This window comes from Microbacterium sp. 1.5R (assembly GCF_001889265.1).
Lineage (GTDB): Bacteria > Actinomycetota > Actinomycetes > Actinomycetales > Microbacteriaceae > Microbacterium.
The window spans coordinates 1,881,962-1,906,898 of the sequence record NZ_CP018151.1 but is presented as its reverse complement, the minus strand read 5'-3'; the positions used below and the strand labels follow the sequence as shown (position 1 = coordinate 1,906,898).

Annotated in this window: 21 protein-coding genes; 11 read left to right on the top strand and 10 right to left on the bottom strand. The window is 67.9% G+C overall.

Annotated elements, in window-relative coordinates:
- Nucleotides 1–108: 108 nt before the first annotated feature.
- Complete coding sequence (locus tag BMW26_RS09010) at nt 109–573, bottom strand: DUF3093 domain-containing protein (RefSeq protein WP_056278808.1); 465 nt, start codon at nt 571–573, stop codon at nt 109–111.
- 12 nt (nt 574–585) lie between these two features.
- Here BMW26_RS09010 and dut point away from each other — a divergent pair, with 12 nt between their 5' ends.
- The 5 genes from dut (at nt 586) to dxs (ending at nt 7,470) form a co-directional block, all read left to right on the top strand.
- Nucleotides 586–1,059, top strand: coding sequence for a dUTP diphosphatase (dut, locus tag BMW26_RS09005; RefSeq protein ID WP_056278807.1), 474 nt, complete (start codon nt 586–588; stop codon nt 1,057–1,059).
- A complete protein-coding gene (locus tag BMW26_RS09000) occupies nt 1,052–1,639 on the top strand; it encodes a DUF3710 domain-containing protein (RefSeq protein WP_056278806.1) in 588 nt (195 codons plus the stop codon). Before dut ends, BMW26_RS09000 begins: the two co-directional genes overlap by 8 nt.
- Nucleotides 1,636–2,370 carry a DUF3159 domain-containing protein gene (locus BMW26_RS08995; protein WP_056278805.1) on the top strand — a complete coding sequence of 245 codons (735 nt, stop codon included), beginning with the start codon at nt 1,636–1,638 and terminating at the stop codon, nt 2,368–2,370. The genes BMW26_RS09000 and BMW26_RS08995 overlap by 4 nt, the downstream gene beginning before the upstream one ends.
- Nucleotides 2,371–2,478: 108 nt before the next feature.
- Nucleotides 2,479–5,361, top strand: a complete 2,883-nt coding sequence (locus tag BMW26_RS08990) for an aconitate hydratase (RefSeq protein ID WP_171821918.1) — start codon at nt 2,479–2,481, stop codon at nt 5,359–5,361.
- A gap of 168 nt (nt 5,362–5,529) precedes the next feature.
- A complete protein-coding gene (dxs, locus tag BMW26_RS08985; RefSeq protein WP_056278804.1) occupies nt 5,530–7,470 on the top strand; it encodes a 1-deoxy-D-xylulose-5-phosphate synthase in 1,941 nt (646 codons plus the stop codon).
- Nucleotides 7,471–7,527: 57 nt separating this feature from the next.
- Here dxs and BMW26_RS08980 read toward each other — a convergent pair whose 3' ends face one another.
- The 3 genes from BMW26_RS08980 to BMW26_RS08970 form a co-directional block, all read right to left on the bottom strand.
- Entirely contained in the window at nt 7,528–8,223 is a 696-nt protein-coding gene (locus tag BMW26_RS08980; RefSeq protein ID WP_053096235.1) for an SPFH domain-containing protein, read from the bottom strand.
- Between the two features lie 141 nt (nt 8,224–8,364).
- Entirely contained in the window at nt 8,365–9,810 is a 1,446-nt protein-coding gene (locus BMW26_RS08975) for a glycerol-3-phosphate dehydrogenase/oxidase (RefSeq protein WP_072591316.1), read from the bottom strand.
- Entirely contained in the window at nt 9,807–10,415 is a 609-nt protein-coding gene (locus BMW26_RS08970) for a TetR/AcrR family transcriptional regulator (RefSeq protein ID WP_230101212.1), read from the bottom strand. Before BMW26_RS08970 ends, BMW26_RS08975 begins: the two co-directional genes overlap by 4 nt.
- A gap of 20 nt (nt 10,416–10,435) precedes the next feature.
- On the opposite strand from BMW26_RS08970, the gene BMW26_RS08965 reads away from it, so the two are divergent.
- From BMW26_RS08965 to BMW26_RS08955, 3 genes are read left to right on the top strand one after another with little or no spacing between them, the layout of a single operon-like run.
- Nucleotides 10,436–12,067: an FAD-binding oxidoreductase gene (locus BMW26_RS08965; RefSeq protein ID WP_232224441.1), complete on the top strand. Its 1,632-nt coding sequence runs from the start codon at nt 10,436–10,438 to the stop codon at nt 12,065–12,067.
- Nucleotides 12,060–12,971: a YegS/Rv2252/BmrU family lipid kinase gene (locus BMW26_RS08960; protein WP_072591315.1), complete on the top strand. Its 912-nt coding sequence runs from the start codon at nt 12,060–12,062 to the stop codon at nt 12,969–12,971. Before BMW26_RS08965 ends, BMW26_RS08960 begins: the two co-directional genes overlap by 8 nt.
- A complete protein-coding gene (locus tag BMW26_RS08955) occupies nt 12,968–14,620 on the top strand; it encodes a GMC oxidoreductase (protein ID WP_072591314.1) in 1,653 nt (550 codons plus the stop codon). The genes BMW26_RS08960 and BMW26_RS08955 overlap by 4 nt, the downstream gene beginning before the upstream one ends.
- A 46-nt stretch (nt 14,621–14,666) precedes the next feature.
- On the opposite strand, the gene BMW26_RS08950 is transcribed toward BMW26_RS08955, so the two are convergent.
- From BMW26_RS08950 to BMW26_RS08935, 4 genes are all read right to left on the bottom strand, one after another.
- A complete protein-coding gene (locus tag BMW26_RS08950) occupies nt 14,667–16,826 on the bottom strand; it encodes a 3-hydroxyacyl-CoA dehydrogenase NAD-binding domain-containing protein (RefSeq protein ID WP_072591313.1) in 2,160 nt (719 codons plus the stop codon).
- 5 nt (nt 16,827–16,831) lie between these two features.
- On the bottom strand, nt 16,832–18,037 hold the full coding sequence (locus BMW26_RS08945) for a thiolase family protein (protein ID WP_053096225.1): 1,206 nt from the start codon (nt 18,035–18,037) through the stop codon (nt 16,832–16,834).
- Nucleotides 18,038–18,110: 73 nt separating this feature from the next.
- Nucleotides 18,111–19,304 carry a ribonuclease D gene (locus BMW26_RS08940; protein ID WP_053096223.1) on the bottom strand — a complete coding sequence of 398 codons (1,194 nt, stop codon included), beginning with the start codon at nt 19,302–19,304 and terminating at the stop codon, nt 18,111–18,113.
- The gene (locus BMW26_RS08935; protein WP_072591312.1) at nt 19,297–19,878 is read right to left on the bottom strand and encodes a DUF3000 domain-containing protein; all 582 of its coding nucleotides are present in this window, start codon (nt 19,876–19,878) and stop codon (nt 19,297–19,299) included. Before BMW26_RS08935 ends, BMW26_RS08940 begins: the two co-directional genes overlap by 8 nt.
- Before the next feature lie 25 nt (nt 19,879–19,903).
- Here BMW26_RS08935 and BMW26_RS08930 point away from each other — a divergent pair, with 25 nt between their 5' ends.
- Nucleotides 19,904–21,058, top strand: coding sequence for an alpha/beta hydrolase family protein (locus BMW26_RS08930; RefSeq protein ID WP_056278797.1), 1,155 nt, complete (start codon nt 19,904–19,906; stop codon nt 21,056–21,058).
- Here BMW26_RS08930 and BMW26_RS08925 read toward each other — a convergent pair.
- Together BMW26_RS08925 and BMW26_RS08920 are read right to left on the bottom strand one after the other, a co-directional pair.
- Entirely contained in the window at nt 21,042–21,473 is a 432-nt protein-coding gene (locus BMW26_RS08925; RefSeq protein ID WP_072591311.1) for a SufE family protein, read from the bottom strand. The genes BMW26_RS08930 and BMW26_RS08925 overlap by 17 nt on opposite strands.
- Nucleotides 21,474–21,492: 19 nt before the next feature.
- A complete protein-coding gene (locus BMW26_RS08920) occupies nt 21,493–22,386 on the bottom strand; it encodes a sulfurtransferase (protein ID WP_072591310.1) in 894 nt (297 codons plus the stop codon).
- 146 nt (nt 22,387–22,532) lie between these two features.
- On the opposite strand from BMW26_RS08920, the gene zapE reads away from it, so the two are divergent.
- Nucleotides 22,533–23,582 (top strand): cell division protein ZapE, encoded by a 1,050-nt coding sequence (gene zapE / locus BMW26_RS08915; protein ID WP_056278794.1) that lies wholly within the window; start codon nt 22,533–22,535, stop codon nt 23,580–23,582.
- A 115-nt stretch (nt 23,583–23,697) separates the two neighbouring features.
- Nucleotides 23,698–24,936, top strand: coding sequence for an ammonium transporter (locus tag BMW26_RS08910; RefSeq protein ID WP_053096211.1), 1,239 nt, complete (start codon nt 23,698–23,700; stop codon nt 24,934–24,936).
- Nucleotide 24,937 lies beyond the last annotated feature (1 nt).

The window sequence follows — 24,937 nt, the reverse complement described above, 5'->3', positions numbered from 1 at the left end:
CATAGAGCGAGATCTCACGCGCCCCCGACCGCTTGGTCAGGGGCGCGTCGTCTTTCCGGCCTTGAGCGGCGTGATCGATCCCGCAGCGTGCTCAGGCGGGCGGCGTGGTCAGCGCTGGGCGGCGACGATCGCGGCGGCCAGCCGATCGGGCGTGCGCGACGAGATGGTCCAGGTGTCGACGGGATCGTCGGGGTCGATGTTCGGAACGACGACGATGCCGTCTACCCCGCCCCGGATCAGATGCCAGCCTCGCGCCGGAAGCCCCGGTCCTCGAGCCTGGCGCGCCTCTTCGCCGTTCAGCGCCCGTGGTGTGCCGAGGTGTCGGACGTCGATGTGCGCTCGACCGGCCCGCAGCACATCGCCGTCGACCGAGACGGGCGGGGCGAGTGCGAGGAAGGCGATCACGAGGAGAGCCGAGACCGCTGCGCCGACGACCAGGGCGATGGTCGAGCCGACGGGCACGAAGATGAGCGCCACCATGGGGCCCGCCAGAGCGACCGTCACCAGCAGCCACAGGCTGGGGGACAGTCTCTCGCGGTAGTGGATCCGCGCGTCAGGAGCGATGTTCTGCATTAGCCTCGTGGGGTGACTGATTCCGTTGATGTCCCCATTATCGCCTCTGTGGTGCCCGGCTACGCCCACCCCGGTGATGCGGGCGCCGATCTCGTCGCCGCCGAGGCCGTCCACCTGGCACCCGGCGAGCGGGCGCTCGTGGCCACCGGAGTGCGCATCGCCCTGCCCGAGGGATACGCCGCCTTCGTGGTGCCGCGCAGCGGACTCGCGGCCAAGCACGGGATCTCGATCGTCAACTCGCCCGGCACGGTGGATGCCGGCTATCGCGGTGAGATCAAGGTGAGCCTGATCAACACCGACATCCACAGCGCGTACGATGTCGCCGTCGGCGATCGCATCGCGCAACTGATCGTGATGCCCGTGACCCGAGCCGTGTTCATCCCGGTCGAGGAGCTGCCAGAGAGCGTCCGCGGCGAGGGTGGCTTCGGCTCGACGGGCTACCAGGCAGGATCCCATTCCCCTTCGGCAGGACAGACCAATGACTGACAACAACGCGACTCCTTCGAAGTCCGCACCGGACGACCGGGCGACACAGGGCCCGTTCGACGACTCCGAGGCGAACCCCGTCCGGCCCTACATCGATCTCGGCGGCATCAAGATCCTTCCGCGCGAGGGCCTCAACCTTCGGCTCGAGGTCGAAGAGCAGTCCAAGCGCATCGTGGCCGTCGGGCTCGACTACGCCGATTCGTCCCTGCAGGTGCAGCCTTTCGCGGCACCGCGCTCGGGCGGTCTCTGGGACGAGACCCGGGTGCAGCTGCGTGATCAGGTGCGCACCCAGGGCGGCCGGGTCGAGGAGCGCGACGGTCCCCTCGGCAAGGAGCTCCTCGCCGAGGTTCCCGCGGCGGCCAACGAGGGATCCGAGCTGCGCCTCGCGCGCTTCATCGGCATCGACGGGCCCCGCTGGTTCCTTCGTGGGGTCATCGGCGGAGCCGCGGCATCCGATCTCGAAGCGGCCGCCAAGGTCGAGGATCTCTTCCGGTCGATCGTCGTCGTGCGCGGTGGCGCTCCGATGCCGCCGCGCGACCTGATCCCGCTGAAGATGCCCGCGACTCCCGGCTCCGCGTGACCACCCCGGCCCCGGAGCCCGAGCGCGAGCAGAGCGCGTCGGACATCGTCGGCGCGGCTCTCGGCGGCGCCGCTCGCCGAGCGGGTCTCGACCCGAACGAGAGCGGCGCGACGCACCGTGTGGTGTGGTCCGCGATCGGCGGATGGCGCGGCATCCTCGAGTCCGTCCTTCCGAGCCTCGCGTTCGTCATCCTCTTCACCATCCGCCCCGAGCCGCTGATCGTTCCTCTGGGCGTGTCGGTCGGGCTCGCCGCGGTGTTCACCGTCGTGCGGCTGATCCAGAAGTCACCCCCGTCTGCGGCCATCGGCGGTCTCGTGGCCGCCGCAGCCGCGGCTGCGCTCGCGCTGTGGACGGGCCGCGGCGAAGACAACTTCGTCCCCGGTCTCATCACCAACGCCCTCTATGGCACCGGCATGCTGGTGTCGGCGCTGATCGGCTGGTCGCTGATCGGTCTCGCGGTCGGTTTCCTGATGGGGGAGGGCACCGCATGGCGGCGCGACCGTCGCAAGCGTCGTGCCTTCCTGTGGCTCGGCGTGGCCTGGGCCGCTCTGTTCTTCGCACGTCTCGCAGTGCAGTTGCCGCTGTACCTCGCCGGAGACGTCACCGCGCTCGGCACGCTGAAGCTGATCATGGGCCTGCCGCTGTTCGCGCCGCTGATCGCCGTCACCTGGCTTGTCGTGCGCGCGCTGTATCCGCGCGGCGCCGATGCCGACAAGGCCGCTCAGCCGTGATAGATTTATCTTGACATCAAGATAAATTGCAGGCTTTCGCCTGAGGGCTGAGCGGAGCAGACTGGTTAGGTCTGCCTTGCTAGCCGCAGGGGCTCGCTGGCGAGCAAGATGGAGGCGCCTGTCGCTCCCATCCGAATAGAAGGAGACGGATTCGTGTCCACGGTGAACAGCTTCGGTGCCAAGAGCACCCTGACGGTCGGCAGCACCGACTACGAGATCTTCCGCATCGACACGGTGCCCGGTTTCGACAAGCTCCCTTTCAGTCTGAAGGTCCTCCTCGAGAACCTGCTTCGCACCGAGGACGGCGCGAATGTGACCAAGGCGCAGATCGAAGCACTGGGTTCGTGGGATGCCGCGGCTGAGCCGAGCACCGAGATCCAGTTCACGCCGGCCCGTGTGGTCATGCAGGACTTCACCGGTGTTCCCTGCATCGTCGACCTCGCCACCATGCGCGAGGCCGTCACGGCGCTGGGTGGCGACGCGAACAAGATCAACCCGCTCTCGCCCGCCGAGATGGTCATCGACCACTCGGTGATCGCCGACCTCTTCGGTTCCGAGAACGCCCTCGAGCGCAACGTCGAGATCGAGTACGAGCGCAACGGCGAGCGGTACCAGTTCCTTCGCTGGGGCCAGACGGCATTCAGCGACTTCAAGGTCGTTCCCCCCGGAACCGGCATCGTGCACCAGGTGAACATCGAGCACCTGGCCAAGGTCATCTACGACCGTGACGTCGACGGAGTGCTGCGCGCCTACCCCGACACCTGCGTCGGCACCGACTCGCACACCACGATGGTCAACGGCCTGGGTGTGCTCGGGTGGGGCGTCGGCGGCATCGAGGCCGAGGCCGCGATGCTCGGCCAGCCCGTGTCGATGCTCATCCCGCGCGTCGTCGGCTTCAAGCTCTCCGGCGAGATCCCGGCCGGCGTCACGGCCACGGACGTCGTGCTGACGATCACCGACCTGCTGCGCAAGCACGGAGTCGTCGGCAAGTTCGTCGAGTTCTACGGTGAGGGCGTGGCATCCGTGCCGCTGGCCAACCGCGCGACGATCGGCAACATGTCGCCCGAGTTCGGTTCGACGGCGGCGATCTTCCCGATCGACGACGTGACCCTCGACTACCTGCGTCTGACCGGCCGCAGCGACGAGGCCGTCGCGCTGGTCGAGGCGTACGCGAAGACCCAGAAGCTCTGGCACGACGCATCGCAGGAGCCCGTCTTCAGCGAGTACCTCGAGCTCGACCTCGGCACTGTGGTGCCGTCGATCGCCGGCCCGAAGCGCCCGCAGGACCGCATCCTCCTCTCCGAGGCGAAGTCGCAGTTCGAGCAGGACATCCTGGCATACGCCGCACCGTCGACCTCGGACGACGTCGTCGACCTCGAGTCGAAGCACTCGTTCCCCGCCTCCGACCCGGGCAATGCGCCCGGTGAAGAAGAGCCGCGCACCACCCGGCCCGTGCACATCAACAGCGGCGCACCGGCGAACGCGTCGAAGCCCGTGCCGGTCACCACTCCGTCGGGTGAGAAGTACATCCTCGACAACGGTGCAGTGACCCTGGCGGCGATCACCTCGTGCACCAACACCTCGAACCCCTCGGTGATGATCGCCGCAGGTCTCGTCGCCCGCAAGGCGCTCGAGAAGGGCCTGAAGCAGAAGCCCTGGGTCAAGACCACCCTCGGCCCCGGCTCGAAGGTCGTCACCGACTACTACGAGAAGTCCGGACTCGACAAGGACCTCGAGGGCCTCGGCTTCTACACCGTCGGCTACGGCTGCACCATCTGCATCGGAAACTCGGGTCCGCTGATCGAAGAGGTCTCCGCGGCCATCAACGATCACGACCTCGCCGTGACCGCCGTGCTCTCGGGCAACCGCAACTTCGAGGGCCGCATCAGCCCCGACGTGAAGATGAACTACCTCGCGAGCCCGCCGCTCGTGATCGCCTACGCCCTCGCGGGGTCGATGCACTTCGACTTCGAGAACGATGCGCTCGGCAAGGGATCCGACGGCAACGACGTGTTCCTCAAGGACATCTGGCCGACACCCGACGAGGTGCAGGAGATCGTCGATTCCTCGATCTCGCGTGAGCAGTTCATCAAGCAGTACGCGACCGTCTTCGACGGTGACGAGCGCTGGCGCAGCCTGCCCACCCCGGACGACGACATCTTCCAGTGGGACGAGAACTCGACGTACGTGCGCAAGGCTCCGTACTTCGACGGCATGACGATGGAGCTCACCCCGGTGCGCGACATCGAGGGCGCCCGCGTCATGGCGACTCTGGGCGACTCGGTCACGACCGACCACATCTCGCCCGCCGGCAACATCAAGCCCGGCACCCCCGCGGCGCAGTACCTCATGGAGCACGGGGTCGACCGCAAGGACTTCAACTCCTTCGGATCGCGTCGCGGCAACCACGAGGTCATGATCCGCGGCACGTTCGCGAACATCCGCCTGAAGAACCTGATGGTCTCGGCTGTCAACGACGGCCAGGTCGTCGAGGGCGGCTACACCCGCGACTTCACCCAGCCCGGTGGACCGCAGTCGTACATCTACGACGCGAGCATGAACTACCAGGAGCAGGGCACGCCCCTCGTCATCTTCGGTGGCAAGGAGTACGGTTCGGGATCGTCGCGCGACTGGGCGGCGAAGGGCACGAGCCTCCTCGGCGTCAAGGCGGTCATCACCGAGAGCTTCGAGCGCATCCACCGCTCGAACCTGATCGGAATGGGCGTCGTCCCGCTGCAGTTCCCGGCCGGTGAGAGCTGGGAGTCCCTGGGTCTCGACGGCACCGAGATCGTCTCGATCTCCGGTCTCGAGGAGCTCAACAACGGCGTGACCCCGAAGACGGTTCGCGTCACGGCCACGCCGAGCGAGAACTCGCCCGAGGGCAAGCAGGTCGTCGAGTTCGACGCGGTCGTCCGCATCGACACCCCCGGTGAGGCGGATTACTACCGCAACGGCGGCATCCTGCAGTACGTGCTGCGTTCGCTGGTCTGATCGCACGATCGGAAAGGGCTCGGTTCTTCGGAACCGGGCCCTTTCCGCGTGCCGGGGGCGGTGTCAAGGGGGAGTCGCTCTCCGAGCTTTCCCGGGTGCCCGGGGTAGGATCGAGCAGGCGTCCGTACCGGAATCGGCGCCGCGAACGGTGCCTAAGAGGAGGTGCAGATGCCCATTCTTCCGAGCATCTCAGGACCCCGTGACCTCGACTCCCTGTCAGAGGATCAGCTGATCGAACTCGCCGGTGAGATCCGCGAGTTCCTCGTCGAGAACGTGTCGCGCACCGGCGGGCATCTCGGCCCCAACCTCGGTGTCGTCGAGCTCACGATCGCTCTGCACCGCGTCTTCTCGTCGCCCGACGACCCCTTCATCTTCGACACGGGGCACCAGTCCTACGTGCACAAGCTCCTCACCGGTCGCCAGGACTTCTCGTCTCTGCGAGTGCGCGGTGGACTCGCCGGGTATCCCCAGCGCGGCGAGAGCCCTCACGACGTGGTCGAGTCCTCGCACGCGTCGAGCTCGCTCAGCTGGGCCGACGGTGTGTCGCGCGCGCTGACCGCCACGGGGCGAGCCGACCGTCACGTCGTGGCCGTCGTCGGCGACGGAGCACTCACGGGCGGCATGACGTGGGAGGCGCTCAACAACATCTCCGACGACAACGATCGCAACCTCGTGATCGTCGTGAATGACAACGGTCGTTCCTACGCGCCGACCATCGGCGGCATGTCCCGGTTCCTCAATCGGGTGCGCACCGCGGCTGCGTACAAGGAGCTGCACCACAAGTCGGACCGACTCTTCCGTGCGTTCGGTCCGGTCGGCCGCGCGGTGTTCCGCGGGGTGCGCGGCGGCACCCACGGCTTCCTCTCGCGGTTCACGAACAACGAGGCGCTGTACTCGAACCTCGACATCAAGTACCTCGGCCCGGTCGACGGGCACGATCTCCCCGCCCTGCTCGAGACGCTCGAGCTGGCCAAATCCTACGGTGCGCCGGTGATCGTGCACACGATCACCGAGAAGGGCCGCGGCTACCAGCCTGCTCGCGACGATGAGGCCGACCAGTTCCATGCGGTCGGACGTATCGACCCCGCGACCGGCGAGACACTCTCTTCCAGCGGAACGGGCTGGTCCGACGTGTTCTCCGAGTCGCTCGTCGCCATCGGAGAGCGTCGAAGCGATGTCATCGCGATGACCGCAGCGATGCTGCGACCGACCGGTCTCGCGCCGTTCGCCGAGCGCTTCCCCGATCGCGTGTACGACGTGGGCATCGCCGAGCAGCACGCCGTCGCGTCGGCCGCAGGTCTCGCCTTCGGAGGTCTGCACCCCGTCGTCGCGGTCTACGCCACCTTCATGGGGCGCGCCTTCGACCAGGTGCTCATGGACGTCGCTCTGCATCGGGCGGGCGTGACCTTCGTGCTCGACCGCGCCGGCGTCACCGGCCCGGACGGTCCCAGCCACCACGGCATGTGGGATCTCGCGATGCTGCAGATCGTCCCGCACATCCGCATCGCCGCGCCGCGTGACGGAGCCCGGTTGCAGGAGGCCCTCGATGAGGCGGTGCTCGTCGACGATGCGCCGACCGTCATCCGCTTCCCGAAGGGCGACGTCGCGGCGGATCTTCCGGCGATCGAGCGGCTGCACGACGGCGTCGATGTGCTCGCCCGCGGCGAGTCCGAGGATGTCCTGCTCATCGGCATCGGCCCGTTCGCCGCGCTCGCGATGGACGTCGCAGAGCGTCTGCGCGCTCAGGGCATCGGCGCCACGGTGATCGATCCGCGCTGGGCCATCCCGGTGCAGCCCTCGATCGTGAGCATGGCAGCTCGTCATCGTCTGGTCATCACCATCGAAGACGGCATCCGCGTCGGCGGCATCGGCACGCGTGTCCGGCAGGTGCTTCGCGAGGCGGGCATCGACACCGCCGTCGACGAGCTGGGGCTTCCTGACGAGTTCATCGATCACGCGTCGAGGGACCAGATCCTCGCCGACGCCGGTCTCACCGCATCGAAGATCGCGCAGGACGTCGTGTCGCAGGTGCTCGGGACTCGGATCCCCGTCGCTCGGGATGCGGGCACGAGCGGGACGGTCGATCTGCCGCTGCACGAACGCCGCTGACCGGCGTCGCCACCGCGTGACGGCGGATGACGGTCACAGACCGTTCGACCGCTGCGATCAGTTGAGAGCGTGGAGTGCGGCGACCGCCTGCGCCCCGCGATCGGTGTCCCGGAGCGCGGCCGAGAGCAGATAGCCGTCGGTGAGCGCGTCACCGGTGACCATGACGCGTACCAGCTCGACGCCGCACGCCCGACGCACCTCGTCGGCGCTGGCCGCGATCACGCGGGTGTTGATCTCGTCGTTGTGGGGCAGCTCCGCGCCCTCGAGGCCGCGGATGACGTCGCGCAGTGCGGCGCCCACGATGTTCGAGGCCCGTTCTTTGACGTTCACGACGTCGAGTTCGAACACTCGGAGATCTCGTCCGGTCGGGATCGGTCGCCACTCGAACGACGCGTGCACCCGGTGCTGATGGCCGCTCGCCCCGGTCATCTCGCGCGCGGGCAGATCCGTCGCCCTGCAGCGCACATCGATCAGTCGATACCAGTAGAACAGGGGGAACGCGCCATGCGACCCCGGATCGAGGACCACGACTTCGCCGACCGCTCCGCCACGTGAGGTGGGGCGCCGTTGCGGGCGGTTCCGGATGATCGGCTTGCCGTTCCGGGTGCGGATCGCAGCCCACCCCTCATCGACCGTGACGATGAAGATCTTCAGCAGCGCCGGCACGACCAGCAGGATCGTGAGGATCGCCGTGCCGGTCTTGAAGAGCCCCGACATTCCCTTGCCGCCCAACATCGAGAGGAGCATGTCCATGCCACCACTGTGCCCCCTCGATCGCGTTCGGAGCGCTCTCTGAGCGGCGCTGGCGAAGGTGTTCATTCGCTGTTCCGTGCTCGTTACCCGGTGTGCCGTGACGCGGATACGGTTGGCGGCGGTCGCGCGGATGCGGCGTCGTCAGGAGAACGTGGCGAGGATCTCGGCGACCTCGGATTCGACGAACGCCCTCTGCCGCTCCCGGTCGTCGTCGACGAGGCCGAGCCGGGTGCGGCGATCGAGGACGTCGTCGGCGGTCATCGCGCCCTCCGCGCGGACGGCGAAGTCGATGGTCGCTGGGGAGATGTGCCCCCGGCCCCCGCTGTCCTCGGCCCTCATCGCGGAGTCGGTGAGGCGGAGGGATACCGTGCGGCTCGCGCCGGCGTCGAGCCCCGCCGATGCCACGGCGAGGTCGACCGCATCCTCCGCCATCCGCCGGTAGGTGGTCAGCTTGCCTCCGAGGACGTTGACGAAGCCGCGCTCGGAGACGCGGACCAGATGCCGACGGGAGATGTCCGCCGTCGACGCCGCACCGGTGTCGACGAGCGGCCGCAGGCCCGCGAACGATCCCCTGACCTGCGTGCGCGTGATCGGGACGGTCAGTACTCGGTTGAGGTTCGCGAGCAGGAACTCGATCTCGCCCTCGGTCGGCTCGGGGACCCGCGGAACAGGGCCCGGCGCATCTTCGTCCGTGAGTCCGACGATCACGCGGCCGTGCTGCTGCGGCAGCGCGAACACGAAGCGGCTGATCGACCCCTCATGCGGAATGGTCAGTGCCGAGGACGGGTCGCCGAGATCCGCGGCATCCAGCACGATGTGCGTTCCGCGGCTGGGCCGCACGGTGATCGACTCGTCGAGGCTTCCGGCCCAGACGCCGGTGGCATTGACGACGGATCGGGCGCGCATGTCCAGACGCTCGCCCGTCAGCACGTCTTCGGCGGTCGCGCCGTCGACGCGCAGCTCGAGCGCTCGGACGCGGGTGAGGACGCGGGCGCCCAGACTGGCGGCTGTCCTGGCGACGGTCACGACCAGGCGGGCGTCGTCGATCAGCTGCCCGTCGTAGGAGAGCATCCCTCCGCGCAGCCCAGCTCCGGCGAGCGCCGGGAAGAGCCGCTGTGCCGTTCGCGCCGAGACGAGACGCGGCGGGGGGAGGAACCGGCGCGGCGTGCCCGCTCGCATCCGCAGCAGATCACCCAGGGCCATCCCGACCGCGCCGGCTGCGCGCTGGCGGGCCGTCAGCCCTGTCGTGAAGGGCAGCAGCTGCGGGAGAGAGCGAATGAGGTGCGGCGCGATCCTGGTCATCAGCAGGTGACGCTCGAATGCGCTCTCCTTCGCCGTGGCCACATCGCCGGTGGCGAGATAACGGAGTCCACCGTGCACCAGTTTCGAGCTGAATCGGCTGGTGCCGAACGCGAGATCCTCGCCTTCGAGAAGAGTGACGCTCAGACCCCGCGAGGCGGCGTCGAGTGCGACACCGACCCCCGTGATGCCTCCGCCGATCACCAGAAGGTCGACGGTCTGCTCCGCCGCCAGGGAGAGCTCTGCGGCCCGACGCGCGACGTTGAGGTCGGGGGAGTGCGCGGTCATGGCCGCAGGAGCCCGTCGAGGGCTGCTCGCAGCTCGCGTTCCCAAGACTCCTCAGAGAGGAGCTCCGACACCGTTCCGTGCGAAAGCACTGCCGACTGCGCGATGAGCAGCAGCATGACGGCAATCTCGTCGGGATCGCCGTGCCTCACCGATCCTCCCTGCTGCGCCGCACCGATCGCGGTCGCCAGCCACCTCAGGATGAGTCTCTGGCTCGAACCCACACGCTGCAGCGTGTAGCGGGTGAACGCCTCCGGTTCATCGGCGAGAAGCCGTCCGTACACGTCGTCGGCACGGAAGAGGGTGGAGAAGCGGAGAACATCGTCGACGAGTCCGTGTCGGCTGGTCGCGTGCGTGGGGAACTGCGCGAGGATCACCGCGACTCTGCGCAGGAGCGCTGAGCGGACGACATCGTCGGCGTCGTTCCAGCTGCGGTAGATCGTCGGCCGGCTGTGCCCCGCGCGCCGAGCTAGCTCTGCGATCGTGACGCCATTCACGCCTCGTCGACCGATCAGCGCATCGGCGGCGTCGAGGATGCGCGACTGCGTGGCATCCCACTCCGGAGCGCGGTCGGACATCGCGTCGAGCACCAGTTGACGTTCTTCCATGATCTGTCACACTGTAACGCATGGGCTCAGAGAACGGCAGGGTTGCCGTGACGACGGAGATGCGATGGAACGGCTGGGGCGATCCCGCCAGGGCGTCGGATCTGCCGCGCGCCGTCCGGATGATGCTGCCGTTGCTGCTCGGTCGCGTGCACAGGCCCGCGACGCCCGTGGAACTCGCCGAGGTGGCGCTCGCGCCGTCGTCGCTCCAGGAGGACGATCTCGAGGGACTGGCCGCCGTCGTCGGCGCAGAGCACATCGACACCTCGAGCGAGACGCGCATCCGCCATGCCGGGGGACGTTCGACGCCGGACCTTCTCCGGCGCCGTAGACCTCAGCAGACTTCCCCTGACGCGGTGGTGCTGCCGGGAACCCACGATGAGGTCGCGGCGGTGCTCCGGGCGTGCGTCGACCGGAGGATAGCCGTGATCCCGTTCGGCGGTGGGACGAGCGTGGTGGGCGCTCTCGATCCCGAACGCGGCACGCACCGCGCTGTCGTCAGCCTGGATCTGCGCCGGCTCTCGGGCCTCATCCACTTCGACGAGGCGAGCGGCGAAGCGATTCTCGCCGCCGGAACGACGGGGCCGGATGCTGAGGCTCTGCTCGCGGCCAGGGGGTTCGAACTCGGTCACTACCCCCAGAGCTTCCGGTACGCCACGATCGGAGGGTTCGCCGCTGCACGCTCGTCAGGTCAGAACTCGGCAGGGCATGGGCGATTCGACTCCATGGTCACCGGGCTGAGAGTCGCGACGCCGACCGGCGACATCGAGCTCGGACGGTCGCCGGGATCTTCAGCCGGGCCCGATCTCGTCCGCGTCTTCCTGGGGTCGGAGGGCATCTTCGGCGTCATCACCGAAGTGAGAGTGCGCGTTCATCCGGTACCGCGTGACCGCCTCTTCGAAGCCTGGACCTTCGCGGACTTCACGCAGGGCGTCGATGGACTGCGCCGCGTGACGCAGCACGGTGGCGGCCCGACAGTGCTGCGTCTGTCGGATGAAGCCGAGACGGCGGTCAGCCTCGCCCAGGTCGGTCGGATCGGGCGGGCCCTCGCGAAGGGCGCGAGCCTCGTCACCGTCTATGAGGGAGACGACATCGCCGAGCGTCGGGGGCGCACATCGGCGATCCTGGCGGCGGCCGGTGGGATCTCGTCGGGTGAGGGCGCCGCAGAGGGGTGGCTCTCCGGGCGCTTCGACGGTCCGTATCTGCGCGACTCGCTGCTGGATGCAGGAGTGTTCTGCGAGACGCTCGAGACGGCGACCACCTGGTCGAACCTGCTGCACCTCAGAGCGGCGGTCACGTCGGCTCTTCGCGCAGGATTCGAGGATGCCGGCGCCCGGTCGTACGTGATGTGCCACGTCTCGCACGTCTATCCCACCGGAGCCTCGCTGTATTTCACGGTGATCGCGAACCTCCGATCCGAACCGCTCGACACCTGGACGCAGATCAAGCGACGGGTGAACGATGCGCTGCTCGCGGCGGGCGGTACCATCAGCCATCACCATGCGGTCGGTCGTGATCATGCCGCCTGGCTGGAGCAGGAGATCGGAGACACGGGGGTGCGAATCCTCGCGGCCATCAAGCGGGAGCTCGATCCGACGTGGATCCTCAACCCGGGAGCGGTCATCTCGTCGGATCGGTCGCGCGGACGTGGCTGAGCACATCGCGGTGCTGTCGAACCCGTTCGCAGGAAAAGGTCGTGGCGCCCGAGAGACCGAGGTCGCCGTGGCGCACCTGCGATCCCGAGGAGCGGACGTGCGGGCGTACACGGGAGAGTCGGCAGCATCGAGTCGGCTCCTGGCGACTCGGGCGCTCGACGCGCGCCCGGGGGTGCTCGTCGTGGTGGGCGGAGACGGCACGCTGTCCGGCATCCTCGACGTGGTCTGCGCTGCGGGGGTTCCGGTGGTCCTGGTGCCTGCGGGCACGGGCAACGACCTCGCTCGAGCCCTGGGCCTGCCGCGTCGCGACGCGGTCGCTGCGGCCGAGCTCGCTCTGACGGGTATCCCGCGCACGATCGATGTCGGCGAAGTCCGCGCCGCCGACCGCGTCGATCTGTTCCTGACGATCGCCGCCCTCGGGTTCGATGCGAAGGTGAGCGATCGGACCAATCGGCTGCGCTGGCCGCGCGGCGTGCTGCGCTACTACCTGGCGCTGGTCGTGGAGCTCGTGCGACTGCGGCCGATGGATTTCACCGTCTCCCTCGATGGCGCGGAGCCGGTTCACCTGCCGGGAACGCTCGTCGCCGTGGGCAATACGCCGAGCTACGGAGGTGGCATGCCTCTCTGCGTGGGCGCCGCCGCGGACGACGGGATGCTGGACATCGTGCACGTCGCGCCGCTGACCCGGCTCCGCCTGCTGCGGCTGTTCCCGCTCCTGCTGCGCGGAGTGCATCTCGCTCGACCGGAGGTGACGCGGCGCCAGGCTCGTACCGTGACAGTGAGCGCGCCTGGACTCGTCGTCTACGCCGACGGAGAGCGCATCGCCGAAGATGAGTGCATGATCGGAATCCGGCGCTCCGCGCTGGCCGTCCTCGTCCCCTCAGGTGCCGGAGGGACACCGTGAACCACAGGTCGGCTTCTCCGCACCACGCCCAGGACTTCGACGAGGACGTCGTCGTCATCGGCTCGGGGTTCGGCGGATCGGTCGCTGCGTTGCGGCTCGTGGAGAAGGGCTACCGTGTCCGCGTGTACGAGGCGGGCCGACGCTTCGAGGACGAGGACTTCGCGAAGACCAGCTGGGACGTGCGCCGCTATCTGTGGGCACCGAGGCTCGGCTGTTTCGGCATCCAGCGCATCCATCGCCTGCCGCACGTGATGATCCTCGCCGGGGCGGGCGTGGGCGGCGGGTCTCTCAACTATGCCAATACGCTGTACCAGCCCGGCGGAGCGTTCTTCGCGGATCCGCAGTGGGGCGCTCTCGCAGACTGGGAGGAGGAGCTGGCGCCGCACTATGCGACGGCGAAGCGGATGCTCGGGGTGGTCGAGCGCTACCCGCACTCCGGACCCGTCGAGCGCATCATGGCAGGAGCGGCCGAAGATCTCGGCGTAGGAAGCACATTCCGACACGCGCCGGTCGGGGTCTGGTTCGGCGCGCCGGGAGTCCGAACGCCCGATCCCTTCTTCGGTGGCGAGGGGCCGGACCGCACCGGATGCACTCTCTGCGGCAACTGCATGGTCGGATGCCGCGTCGGCGCGAAGAACACGCTCATGAAGAACTACCTGGCGCTGGCCGAGAGGAGAGGCGCCGTCATCGAAGCGCTGCGCACCGTCACCGAGGTGCGCGCCCTGGCAGACGGCGGCTTCGCCGTGACGACGGAGCGCAGCGGAGCGTGGTTCCGGCGCGACCGTCGCACCGTGAGCGCGCGTCAGGTGGTGCTCGCCGCGGGAACCTGGGGCACGCAACAGCTGCTGCATCGGATGAAGCTGTCCGGGGCCCTTCCACGGGTCTCCGATGCGGTGGGTCGCCTGACGCGGACCAACTCCGAGGCTCTCGACGGTGCCGTCGCCGTCGCCGTTCCGGCGTCCCTCGAACTCGCGCACGGTGTCGCGATCACGACCTCGTTCCACATCGACGAGAGCACTCACGTCGAGAATGTGCGGTACGGGCCGGGATCGAACCTGATGGGGGCCCTTGCGTCGCTGATGGTGCCGGGCGACCGAGGTCTCGGAGGCCGTCTCGTGAGTGTGCTGGGCCAGGTCGCCCGCGCACCGATCCGTCAGTTGCACCTGGGCTCGCTCCGACGTTGGAGCGAACGGGGCATCATCGCACTCGTGATGCAGACCCTGGACAATTCGCTCACTCTGTCGCTCCGGCGCAGATTCGGGCGGATGGTCATGACGAGCGCGCAGGGGCACGGCGCACCGAACCCCAGTCATCTTCCGCAGGCTCATCGCGCGGCTTCGGCGATCGCCGCGCGTGTCGAGAAGGACGGCGGGGTCGCCGCCGAGCCTCGCGGATCCTGGCCCGAGATCTTCGGGATTCCGCTCACCGCCCACTTCCTCGGCGGAGCGGTGATCTCTGGGGCGCCCGAGACCGGTGTCGTCGACCCCTTCCACCGGGTGTGGGGTCACCCGGGGCTGCACGTCATGGACGGCGCAGCGGTTCCCGCGAATCCCGGGGTGAATCCGTCGCTCACGATCACCGCGCTCGCTGAGAGAGCGATGTCGTTCTGGCCGCGTTCCGGTGAGCTCGACGAGCGTCCTGCACCGTAGACATGGAAAAGGGGGCCGCCGGACGGCGGCCCCCCAGAGGTTCAGCTCAGCCGTGCTCGATGCCGCGGATCTGCGGGGTGTGGAACTCTCCGCCGAACGCGCGCTGCGAGGCGCCCTCGCGGTCGAGGTAGGGCGACGCCCCGCCATCGATGAAGGGCCAGCCCGCGCCGAGGATCAGGCACAGGTCGATGTCCTCGACCTCGAGTACGACACCCTCGTCGAGCATCATCTTGATCTCGCTCGCAAGGCCGTCCTGCACCCGTTGCAGGATCGTCTCGGCCGACGCGGGCGTCTTGCCGACAGCGGGCTTCAGCAGCTTCTCGGCCTGCTTGGCCCAACCGGTCACACGACCGCCCTTGTCCTTCTCGATGACCGCGTCGAGCTCCGCGAGAGCGTGGAAGTTCTCGTTCGCGTAGAAGCGGTCGGGGAACGCGTGCGCCATCGTGTCCTGCACGTGGGCGGCGACCTTCCATCCGACCAGATCGATCAGCTGGAAGGGACCCATCGGGAGTCCGAGGGGCGCGAAGGCCTTCTCGACATCCGTGATCGGGGTGCCCTCGTACACCGCGCGAGCCGCTTCGCCCATGACCTTGGCCAGCAGACGGTTCACGACGAAGCCCGGCGCGTCGGCGGTGAGCACCGCGTTCTTGCCGAGATTCTTCGCGACGACGAACGCGGTCGAGAGCGCCGCCTCCGAGGTCGTCGGTGTCTTGACGATCTCGATCAGCGGCATCACTGCCACCGGGTTGAAGAAGTGGAAGCCGACGAGGCGCTCGGGGTGAGCGAGCTTCGCGCCGATCTCCTCGACCGAGAGCGAGGAGGTGTTGGTCGCCAGGATCGCGTCCTCGGCGATGATCTTCTCGATCTCGCCGAACACCTGCTGCTTGACGCCGACCTCCTCGAACACGGCCTCGATGACGAAGTCGCAGTCCGCATAGAGGTTCTTGTCCGTCGTCCCGGTCACGAGCGCGCGCAGCTTGTTCGCGGAGTCCGCATCCAGGCGGCCCTTGGCCTCGAGCTTGCCGATCTCCTCGTGGATGTAGGCCACGCCCTTGTCGACGCGCGCCTGATCGAGGTCGGTGATGAGTACCGGCACCTGCAGCTTGCGCACGAAGAGCAGGGCGAACTGGCTCGCCATGAGACCAGCGCCGATGATGCCGACCTTCGTGACCTTCTTCGCAAGTGCCTTGTCGGGGGCTCCCACCGGACGCTTCGCACGCTTCTGCACGAGGTCGAAGGCGTACATGGATGCTGCGAACTGGTCGCCCGTGACGAGTTCGGCGAGCGCCTCGTCCTCACGGGCGAAGCCCTCCGCCTTGGTGCCGCTCTTGGCCTTGTCGAGCAGGTCGAGTGCGGCGTAGGGCGACTTCGGGACGGTGCCGATCTTCGATTCCAGCATGCCGCGTGCCATCTTGATGGCGATCGGCCACTTCGTGAGTCGTTCGATCTTGCCCGGCTCGTTCCTGCGTTCGACCTTCTTGCCGCCGAGCACGGCGTCCGCCCACGCGAGCGAGTTCTCGAGATAGTTCGCGGCGGGGAAGATCGCGTCGACGATGCCGAGGTCGAACGCCTGCTGCGGCTTCAGCATCCGGTTCTGCTTGAGCGGGTTCGAGATGACCACCTCGAGGGCGTTCTCGATCCCGATCAGGTTGGGCAGCAGGTAGGCGCCGCCCCAGCCGGGGATGATGCCGAGGAAGACCTCGGGGAGTGCGATCGCCGCGGCGGAGGCGTCGACCGTGCGGTAGGTCGAGTTGAGTGCGATCTCGAGTCCGCCTCCGAGTGCGAGACCGTTCACGAAGGCGAACGACGGAACGCCGAGCTCCCCGAACTTTCCGAGCACCTTGTGGCCGAGCTGCGCGATCAGGCGAGCGTTGTCCCGCGACCCGACCTTGCTGATGTCGGAGAGATCGGCGCCGGCGGCCAGGATGTACTGCTTGCCGGTGATGCCGACCGCCTGGATCTCGCCGGCTGACGCACGAGCGGCCAGGCCGTCCAGCGTCTCACCGAGGGCGGTGAGCGTCGCCGGCCCCAGAGTGTTCGGACGCGTGTGGTCGCGTCCGTTGTCGAGGGTGATCAGTGCGAGCACCTTGCCCGACGCGAGACGGATGTCACGCACGGGGGAGTGCGTGATCACCTCGCCGTCGGTGAGCGCCTGGATGGGGGAGAAGTCAACGTTCGCGTACTGCTCGGAAATCGAGTGGGCCATCAGGCTTACTTCCTCTTCTTGCCGTCGAAGTGCGGGTTCTCCCAGATGACCGAGCCGCCCTGTCCGAGACCGACGCACATGGCCGTCAGGCCGTAGCGCACATCGGGTCGCTCGGCGAACTGCGCCGCGAGCTGGATCATCAGACGCACGCCGGATGCCGCGAGCGGGTGGCCCAGCGCGATCGCGCCGCCCCACTGGTTGACGCGGGGGTCGTCGTCGGCGATGCCGAAGTGGTCGAGCAGCGAGATCACCTGGATGGCGAAGGCTTCGTTGAGCTCGAACAGGCCGATGTCGGCGATCGTGAGTCCGGCCTTCTTCAGAGCCTTCTCGGTCGAGGGAATCGGGCCGATTCCCATGATCTCCGGCTGCACGCCTGCGAAGGCGAACGAGACCATGCGCATCTTCGGTGCGAGACCGAACTCCTTGACCGCGCCGCCTCCGGCGAGCAGTGACATCGTGGCGCCGTCTGTGAGGGGCGACGAGGTTCCGGCGGTCACACGGCCGTGCGGGCGGAAAGGAGTCTTGAGGGCCGCGAGGTCCTCCATGGTGGTCTGCGGACGACGACCTTCGTCCTCCGTCGCCAGGCCCCATGCGCCGTCGGCGGTCTTGGTCGCGACGGGCACGAGATCCGGCTGGATCTTGCCCGCGTCGTACGCCGCCTGCACCTTGTGCTGGCTGAGCATGCCGAATCGATCGGAGCGCTCCTTGGTGAGGTGCGGGAAGCGATCGAAGATGCGCTCGGCCGTGACACCCATGTTCAGAGCGCCGGGGTCGACCATGCGCTCCGCGACGAATCGCGGGTTGGGGTCGGCGTTGCCGCCGATCGGGTGGTGACCCATGTGCTCGACCCCGCCGGCGAGCGCGAAGTCGTACATGCCGACCCCGATCGATGCTCCCATCGTGGTGACGCTCGTCATCGCTCCCGCGCACATGCGCTCGACGGCGAGTCCGGGCACCGTCTGCGGAAGTCCCGCGAGGATCGCCACGGAGCGCCCGAGGGTCAGGCCCTGGTCTCCGGTCTGGCTGGTCGCGGCGATGGCGACGTCGTCGATGCGGTCGGCCGGAACGGCTGCATTCCGCTCCATCAGGCCGATGGTCGCCTTGACGGCGAGGTCATCAGCGCGGGTGTTCCAGTACATGCCTTTTTCGCCGGCGCGCCCGAAGGGGGTGCGCACTCCATCGACGAAGAAGACGTCCGAGATCTCGGCCACTCTGCCTCCAAGTTTGTGCGGTGGCCTCAGTCTATGGAGGGCCGGAAACGGGGAGGAATCGGTTGGATCGAACCTACGAAGCCGGTGCGGACGCCTCGTCGGGCGTTTGCGCCGCCTCTACAAAGGCGTCCGCGATCTTCTGTGCAGTCTGTGCAATCTGCCACGGGCGGGCACCCAGTGCGGCGAGTGCCTCGCCGATGGCCTCGGGCGTCGTTCCCGGTACATCCCACGCCACACGGCGCAGGTGATCGGGGGTGAGCAGGTTCTCGGTCGGCATCCCGAGTTCCTCGGCCGTGGCCTCGACGACCGGGCGGGCGGCTTTGAGTCGCGCGTCGGCCTCCGGATTGCGATCGGACCAGGCTCGCGGCGGCGGCAGCGTATCGCTGGGAACCCGCTCCCTGGGAAGCTCCTCCGTGGCACGTCCGTCGACCATCGCCTGCCACCAGCGGTCGAGCTGGGTGCGGCTCGCTCGGCCCTGGAACTCCTTGATCCCCGCGAGCGCCTGCTTGCTCTGCGGGTTCGCCAGCACGGCCGCGATGAGCGACCGGTCCGGCACCAGACGGCCGGGAGAGACGTCCTGATCCTGGGCGAAGCTCTCGCGAGCCTGCCACAGCGAGCGAGCGACCGCGAGGTTCCGCGCGCCGCGCACCTGGTGCAGTCCGCTGAGTCGTCGCCAGGGGTCTTCGCGAGGAGGCTTCGGCAGTCGGGCGAGCGTGGCGGCGAACTCCTCGGCCGCGTACTCGGTCTTCCCCTGCTCCTCGAGCTCCGCCTCCAGAGCCTCGTAGACGTCGATGAGGTGCAGCACATCGAGTGCCGCGTACTCGAGCCATGCAGCGGGAAGGGGTCTGGTCGACCAGTCCGCCGCGGAGTGCTCCTTCTTGAGCGTGATGCCGAGCGTGTTCTCGACGACCGCGGCGAGTCCGACTCGGTCATGACCCAGCAGTCGCGATGCGAGCTCCGTGTCGAAGATCGTGTGGGGGAGCAGATCGAGTTCGCGCAGAGACGGAAGATCCTGGCTGGCGGCGTGGAACACCCACAGGGCGTCGCCGATGGCCTGCTGCAGAGGGCTGAAGTCGCCGAGAGCGGGAGGGTCGAACAGGAAGACCCCCGCGTCGCGGCGGAACACCTGCACGAGATAGGCGCGCTGGGAGTAGCGGAATCCGGATGCCCTCTCGACGTCCACGGCGACAGGCCCAGTTCCTGCGGCCAGTGCGGCGCATGCCGCGTGGAACTCCGAGACGTCGGAGATCACGGAGTATTCAGTCACGTGCTGCCTTTCGCGCGCCGATAACGGCGATGCCCTCGGAACCGGGCGGAAGACCCGCCAGCATCCCGACCAGTTCGACCCAGGCCTCGACATGGGGTGTGAAGGGGCCCTCGGGTGTCCAGGACGCCCTCAACTCTATCTGTGCGCCGTCTCCTTCGACGGCGAGTCCGCCGAACCCCTTCGACAGGGTCTTGGTCGACGTGCCCGACGCGGAGTGGTAGCCGGCGCCTCTCGAGTCGAGTGCATCGACGAGCCAGGACCACGTGACGTCGGCGAGCAGGGGGTCGGTGCCGATCTCGGTCTCGAGCGGCGCCTGGGCGAAGATCACGATCCGCCAGTCGCCGTCCCATGCGGCCGGGTTGTCGGGGTCATGCAGCAGAACGAAACGTCCCGTCCCGTATGCCGACTCTCCGCCGTCGTCCGGGCGGACGTCGGCTGCGAGGGCGAGGGCGTGCGGAGCGAGGCCCTGCGGCGTCGCTATCTCGCGGATGGTGATGTCTGAGCGGAAGGCGATGTCGCGCAGTTCAGCCACGGCGGCGTCGAAGATCGTCCCGGCATCGGGGTGTGCGGTCACGGCAACAGGCTAGAGTCAGGAAGCGATGAAGAGTCTCAGGCACGCCGTTGCACTCCTTGTCCCTGCTCTGCTCGCTCTGGGGACGGCGCTGGCTCTGCTCGTCTTCAGCGTCGCCCGTCGGGTCGTCATGCCGGCGAAGCGACCGGCGAACGTCGAGATCCTCGCCGTCGACACCGGGGCGCAGACGATCGAGCTCACCCGGACGCGGGACACCGAGCTCCCGGGTCGATACGGACTCTTCACCTCGGGAACGTATGGCTACGTCAAGCTCGGCGCGGTGCTGAGCGCTGATGCCACCACCGTGAGGCGCAAGCTGCTGACGCAGATCGAACCGGGCGCCCGCGTCGACAGGAGCGCGGCGTTCAGCGGTTGGTACTACTCCACTCCCGGCGAGCTCCACCTGCCCTCGCAGAACGTGCTCATCGGTTCCCCGGCCGGGCCATGCCCCGCCTGGCTGTTCCCGGCCGACTCCTCGACGTGGGTGATCCAGGTCCACGGACGAGGGGTCACCCGAGCCGAGTGCCTTCGTGCCGTCCCCGTGCTGCATGCCGCGGGCTTCCCGAACCTCGTCGTCTCGTACCGCAACGACGGTGAGGCGCCGCGCAGCCGAAGCGGTGCGTACGCTCTGGGGGCTTCGGAGTGGCGCGACGTCGATGCGGCGGTGTCGTATGCGCTCCGACACGGCGCCGATCGAGTGATCCTGATGGGATGGTCGATGGGCGGAGCGGTCGCGATGCAGACCGCCCTGAACTCGGGCAACCGCGACCGCATCGTCGGTCTCATCCTCGAGTCGCCGGTGATCGACTGGCGCAGCGTGCTGCGATTCCAAGCGCGCGAGTCCGGCATGCACGCACCGCTGCCGGACCTCGCGATGGGCGCACTGTCCGTCCCGTTCACCGCGCGGCTCAGCGGCGCGGAGAACGCGATCCCGTTCGACAGCCTGGACATGGTGTCGCGCGCCGACGAGCTGTCGGTGCCCATCCTCATCCTGCACAGCGACGACGACGGATTCGTGCCCGCCGATGCATCGCACGCACTCGAGCAGGCCAGACCCGACCTGGTCACGATGCCCCGCTTCACGGTCGCCCGGCACACCAAGATCTGGAACTACGACCAGGCAGGGTGGAGCGATGCCATCACCGGATGGCTCGCAGCGCAGGGGTTCAGCGCTTCTGCATGACCTGCTTCTTGGCGCGCATCAGCATGCCGGTCATGCCGCCGATGCGCAGCGGCGACACCGCGCGGGTGAGACCGATCGACTGCGGATAGTCGTCGGGGATCGCGAGAACCTCGTCAGGGGTGAGGCCGGAGATGCCCTGCACGAGGATGCTCGCGAATCCGCGCGTGGTCGGCGCCTCGGGCGGGGCGGTGGCGTGCATGGTCACGATCCCGTCGGCGACTTCGACGTAGATGTACACCGGTGACTGGCATTCCGCGACGCGCTCGCACATCTCGGGGTGATTCGCGACCTCTTCGGAGACCTCCGGCAGCTCGTCCGAGTACTCCAGCAGGAGCAGCAGTCGATCCGCCTCGGGGGTCTCGAGGAATCCGTCGCGGATCTCAGCGAGGGTGTCAGGAACGTGCGTGGTGCTCATCCCTGTCATTCTCCCACGATCAGAGGGATCCGGGCTCCGCGCCGGTCACGATCGGGACCCGCACCGCGCTGCCCCACTCGGTCCACGAGCCGTCGTAGTTGCGGACGTTCTCGAATCCGAGCAGGTGCGTGAGGACGAACCACGTGTGGCTCGAGCGCTCTCCGATGCGGCAGTACGCGACGACCTCGTCGCCATCGGCGAGTCCGGCCCCGTCACGATAGATCGCGTCGAGTTCGGCCCGCGACCGGAAGCCGCCGTCCTCAGCCACGGCCTTCGCCCACGGCACGCTCTGGGCGGTGGGGATGTGCCCCGCGCGCAGGGCTCCCTCTTCGGGGTAGGCCGGTGCGGTGGTGCGCTCACCGCTGTATTCCTCGGGAGAGCGCACATCGATCAGCGGGCTGCCGATGTGAGCGAGGACATCCTCCTTGTATGCGCGGATCTCCGAGTCGTCGCGTTCGACCACGGGATACTCCGTCGGCGTGATCTGCGGGGCGTCCCGGGTGATCTCGCGGCCCTCGGAGATCCAGCGATCGCGTCCGCCGTCGAGCAGCCGAACGTCCTCGTGGCCGAAGAGCGAGAAGACCCAGAGCGCGTAGGCGGCCCACCAGTTGTTCTTGTCGCCGTAGATCACGACGGTGTCGTCGCGGGAGATGCCCTTGGTGCTGAGCAGCTTCGCGAAGCCCTCGCCGTCGACATAGTCGCGCACGACGGGATCATTGAGCTCGGTGTGCCAGTCGACCTTCACGGCGCCGGGGATGTGGCCCGTCTCGTACAGCAGCACGTCCTCATCGGATTCGACGACGACCAGGCCCGGTGTGCCGAGGCGCTCGGCCAGCCACTCGGTGCTCACGAGACGGCCGGGCTCGGCGTACTCGGCGAACTTTGACGAAGTGGTGTCGAACTCGATGGCCACAGGGATCTCCTCAGACGGTGAGCGGCGATGATGCAGGGGACGACGGCGTAATGTGGAGCCGATACTTCGACGATAGATCCACGCCGTGCGCCCTGCACCCGATTCGTAAGACTTCGACACAGGTGCGCCCCCGACACAGGACCGTGATGACCGACACGCCCAGCCGCACGGGCATCGTGCACCTGACAGATCGACAGCCGACCGTCACCGGTCCCGAGATGCTGGCCAGCCTCGTGCCGCCGCCGCAGTTCGACGGTGCGACGTTCGAGAGCTATCGTGCCGATGCGGCCTACCCCTCGCAGGAGGACGCCAAGGAGACGCTCATCCGGTTCGCCGGACGCGGTGCTCCGCTCAAGCGGGGCGGATTCTTCAGCCGAGCCAAGAAGGAGCCGGAGACGAAGCCGGGCGTCTATCTCGACGGCGGATTCGGCGTCGGCAAGACCCACCTGCTGGCGTCGATCTATCACGCGATGCCCGCGCGCAGGAAGTACTTCGGCTCGTTCATCGAGTACACGGCTCTGGTCGGTGCGCTCGGCTACAAGAACACCGTCGACCTGCTCAAGGGTGCAGACCTGCTGTGCATCGACGAGTTCGAACTCGATGACCCGGGCGACACCATGGTCATGACTCGGCTCATCGGCGAGCTGGTTCCCACCGGCACCAAGCTCGCGGCGACCTCGAACACTCCGCCGAACGCACTGGGTGAGGGCCGCTTCGCCGCACAGGACTTCCTCCGAGAGATCCACGCGATGTCCGACAGCTTCCAGACGATCCGCATCGACGGTGTCGACTTCCGCCAGCGGGCGCTCGACGGGCACGCCGTCGTGAGCGACGACGATTCCTATGCCCGCGCGATCGACGAGGGGGCGGGGCACGGAAACGCGTCCGACGATTCCTTCGCCGACGTCATCCGTCACCTGGCCCGGGTGCACCCCTCGCGGTATCTGCGGATCATCGCCGAGCTGGATCTCGTGGGCCTGCGGGATGTGCGGGTCCTGACCGATCAGTCCGAGGCTCTGCGCTTCGTCGCGTTCGTCGACCGCGTGTACGACGCGCAGATCCCGATCGTCGCCACCGGTGTGAGCCTCGACCAGGTCTTCGCAGAAGAGATGCTGAACGGGGGATATCGCAAGAAATATCTGCGCGCTGTCTCCAGACTCAATGCACTTACACACGCGGATCGCAGTGTCGCGTAACGCAGTGTTCACACACGCGGCGTCTCTGTAACGCCACCGCAACAAACCTCACGCATTCCGGAAATCGGGCCTCGTCACACTGAAGCTCTCAGTTTCCCGAATGTGAGGTTTGACTATGGATGCTCCAGGCAACATCTCCTGGGCGATCACCGCGACCGCCCTCGTACTGCTCATGACGCCCGGCGTCGCCTTCTTCTACGGCGGTCTCGTCAAGGCCAAGAGCGTCGTCAGCATGATGATGATGAGCTTCGGCTCGATCGGTCTCGTCGCCGTCCTCTGGATCCTCTTCGGATTCTCGATGAGCGCGGTCGACAGCCCGACGGCATTCGCCGGCAACCCCTTCGCCGACTTCGGTCTCTCGAGCCTCGCGGCCGGTGAGGGCTCGAACGTCGCACTTCTCGGAGTCGCCTACGGCGCGACCTTCGCGATCATCACCGTCGCGCTCATCTCGGGCGCCATCGCCGACCGCGCGAAGTTCGGCAGCTGGCTCATCTTCGCCGGTGTCTTCGCCACCGTCGGATACTTCCCCGTAGCCGCATGGGTCTGGGGCGGCGGCTGGATCATGAACCTCGGCACCACGCTGTTCGGTGAGGACAGCGGCATCGGCGTCATCGACTACGCCGGTGGTACCGCGGTGCACATCAACGCCGGCGCCGCGGCTCTCGCCCTCGCGATCGTCCTCGGCAAGCGCATCGGCTTCCAGAAGGGCATCCTCAAGCCGCACAACGTGCCGCTGACGCTCCTCGGCGCAGCGCTGCTGTGGTTCGGCTGGTTCGGCTTCAACGCCGGCGCGGAGTGGCTCGCAGAGGACATGGGCGGCGTCGGACTCATCGGCCTGAACACCCTCGGCGCCACGGCGGCGGCGATCCTCGGCTGGATCCTCATCGAGCGCATCAAGGACGGCAAGGCAACCTCGGTCGGTGCAGCGTCCGGCGCGGTCGCCGGTCTCGTCGCCATCACCCCGGCCTGCGCGAACCTGACGCCCGGATGGTCGCTGCTGCTCGGTGCCGTCGCCGGTATCGTCTGCGCGCTGGCGGTCGAGATGAAGTTCCGTCTCGGCTTCGACGACTCGCTCGACGTGGTCGGCATCCACCTGGTGGGTGGCCTCATCGGAACGCTGTACCTCGGCTTCTTCGCCACCGAGACCGGTCTGTTCGTCGGAGGCGACGCACGTCAGCTCGCCGTCCAGGCGATCGCAGCGCTCGGTGTGCTGATCTACTCCTTCGTCGTCGCCTTCATCATCGGCTTCGCGATCGAGAAGACGATCGGCTTCCGCATCACGAGCGAAGACGAGATCGCCGGTGTCGACCAGGTCGTCCACGGCGAGGAGGGCTACGCGCTGGCCGACGCCTGAA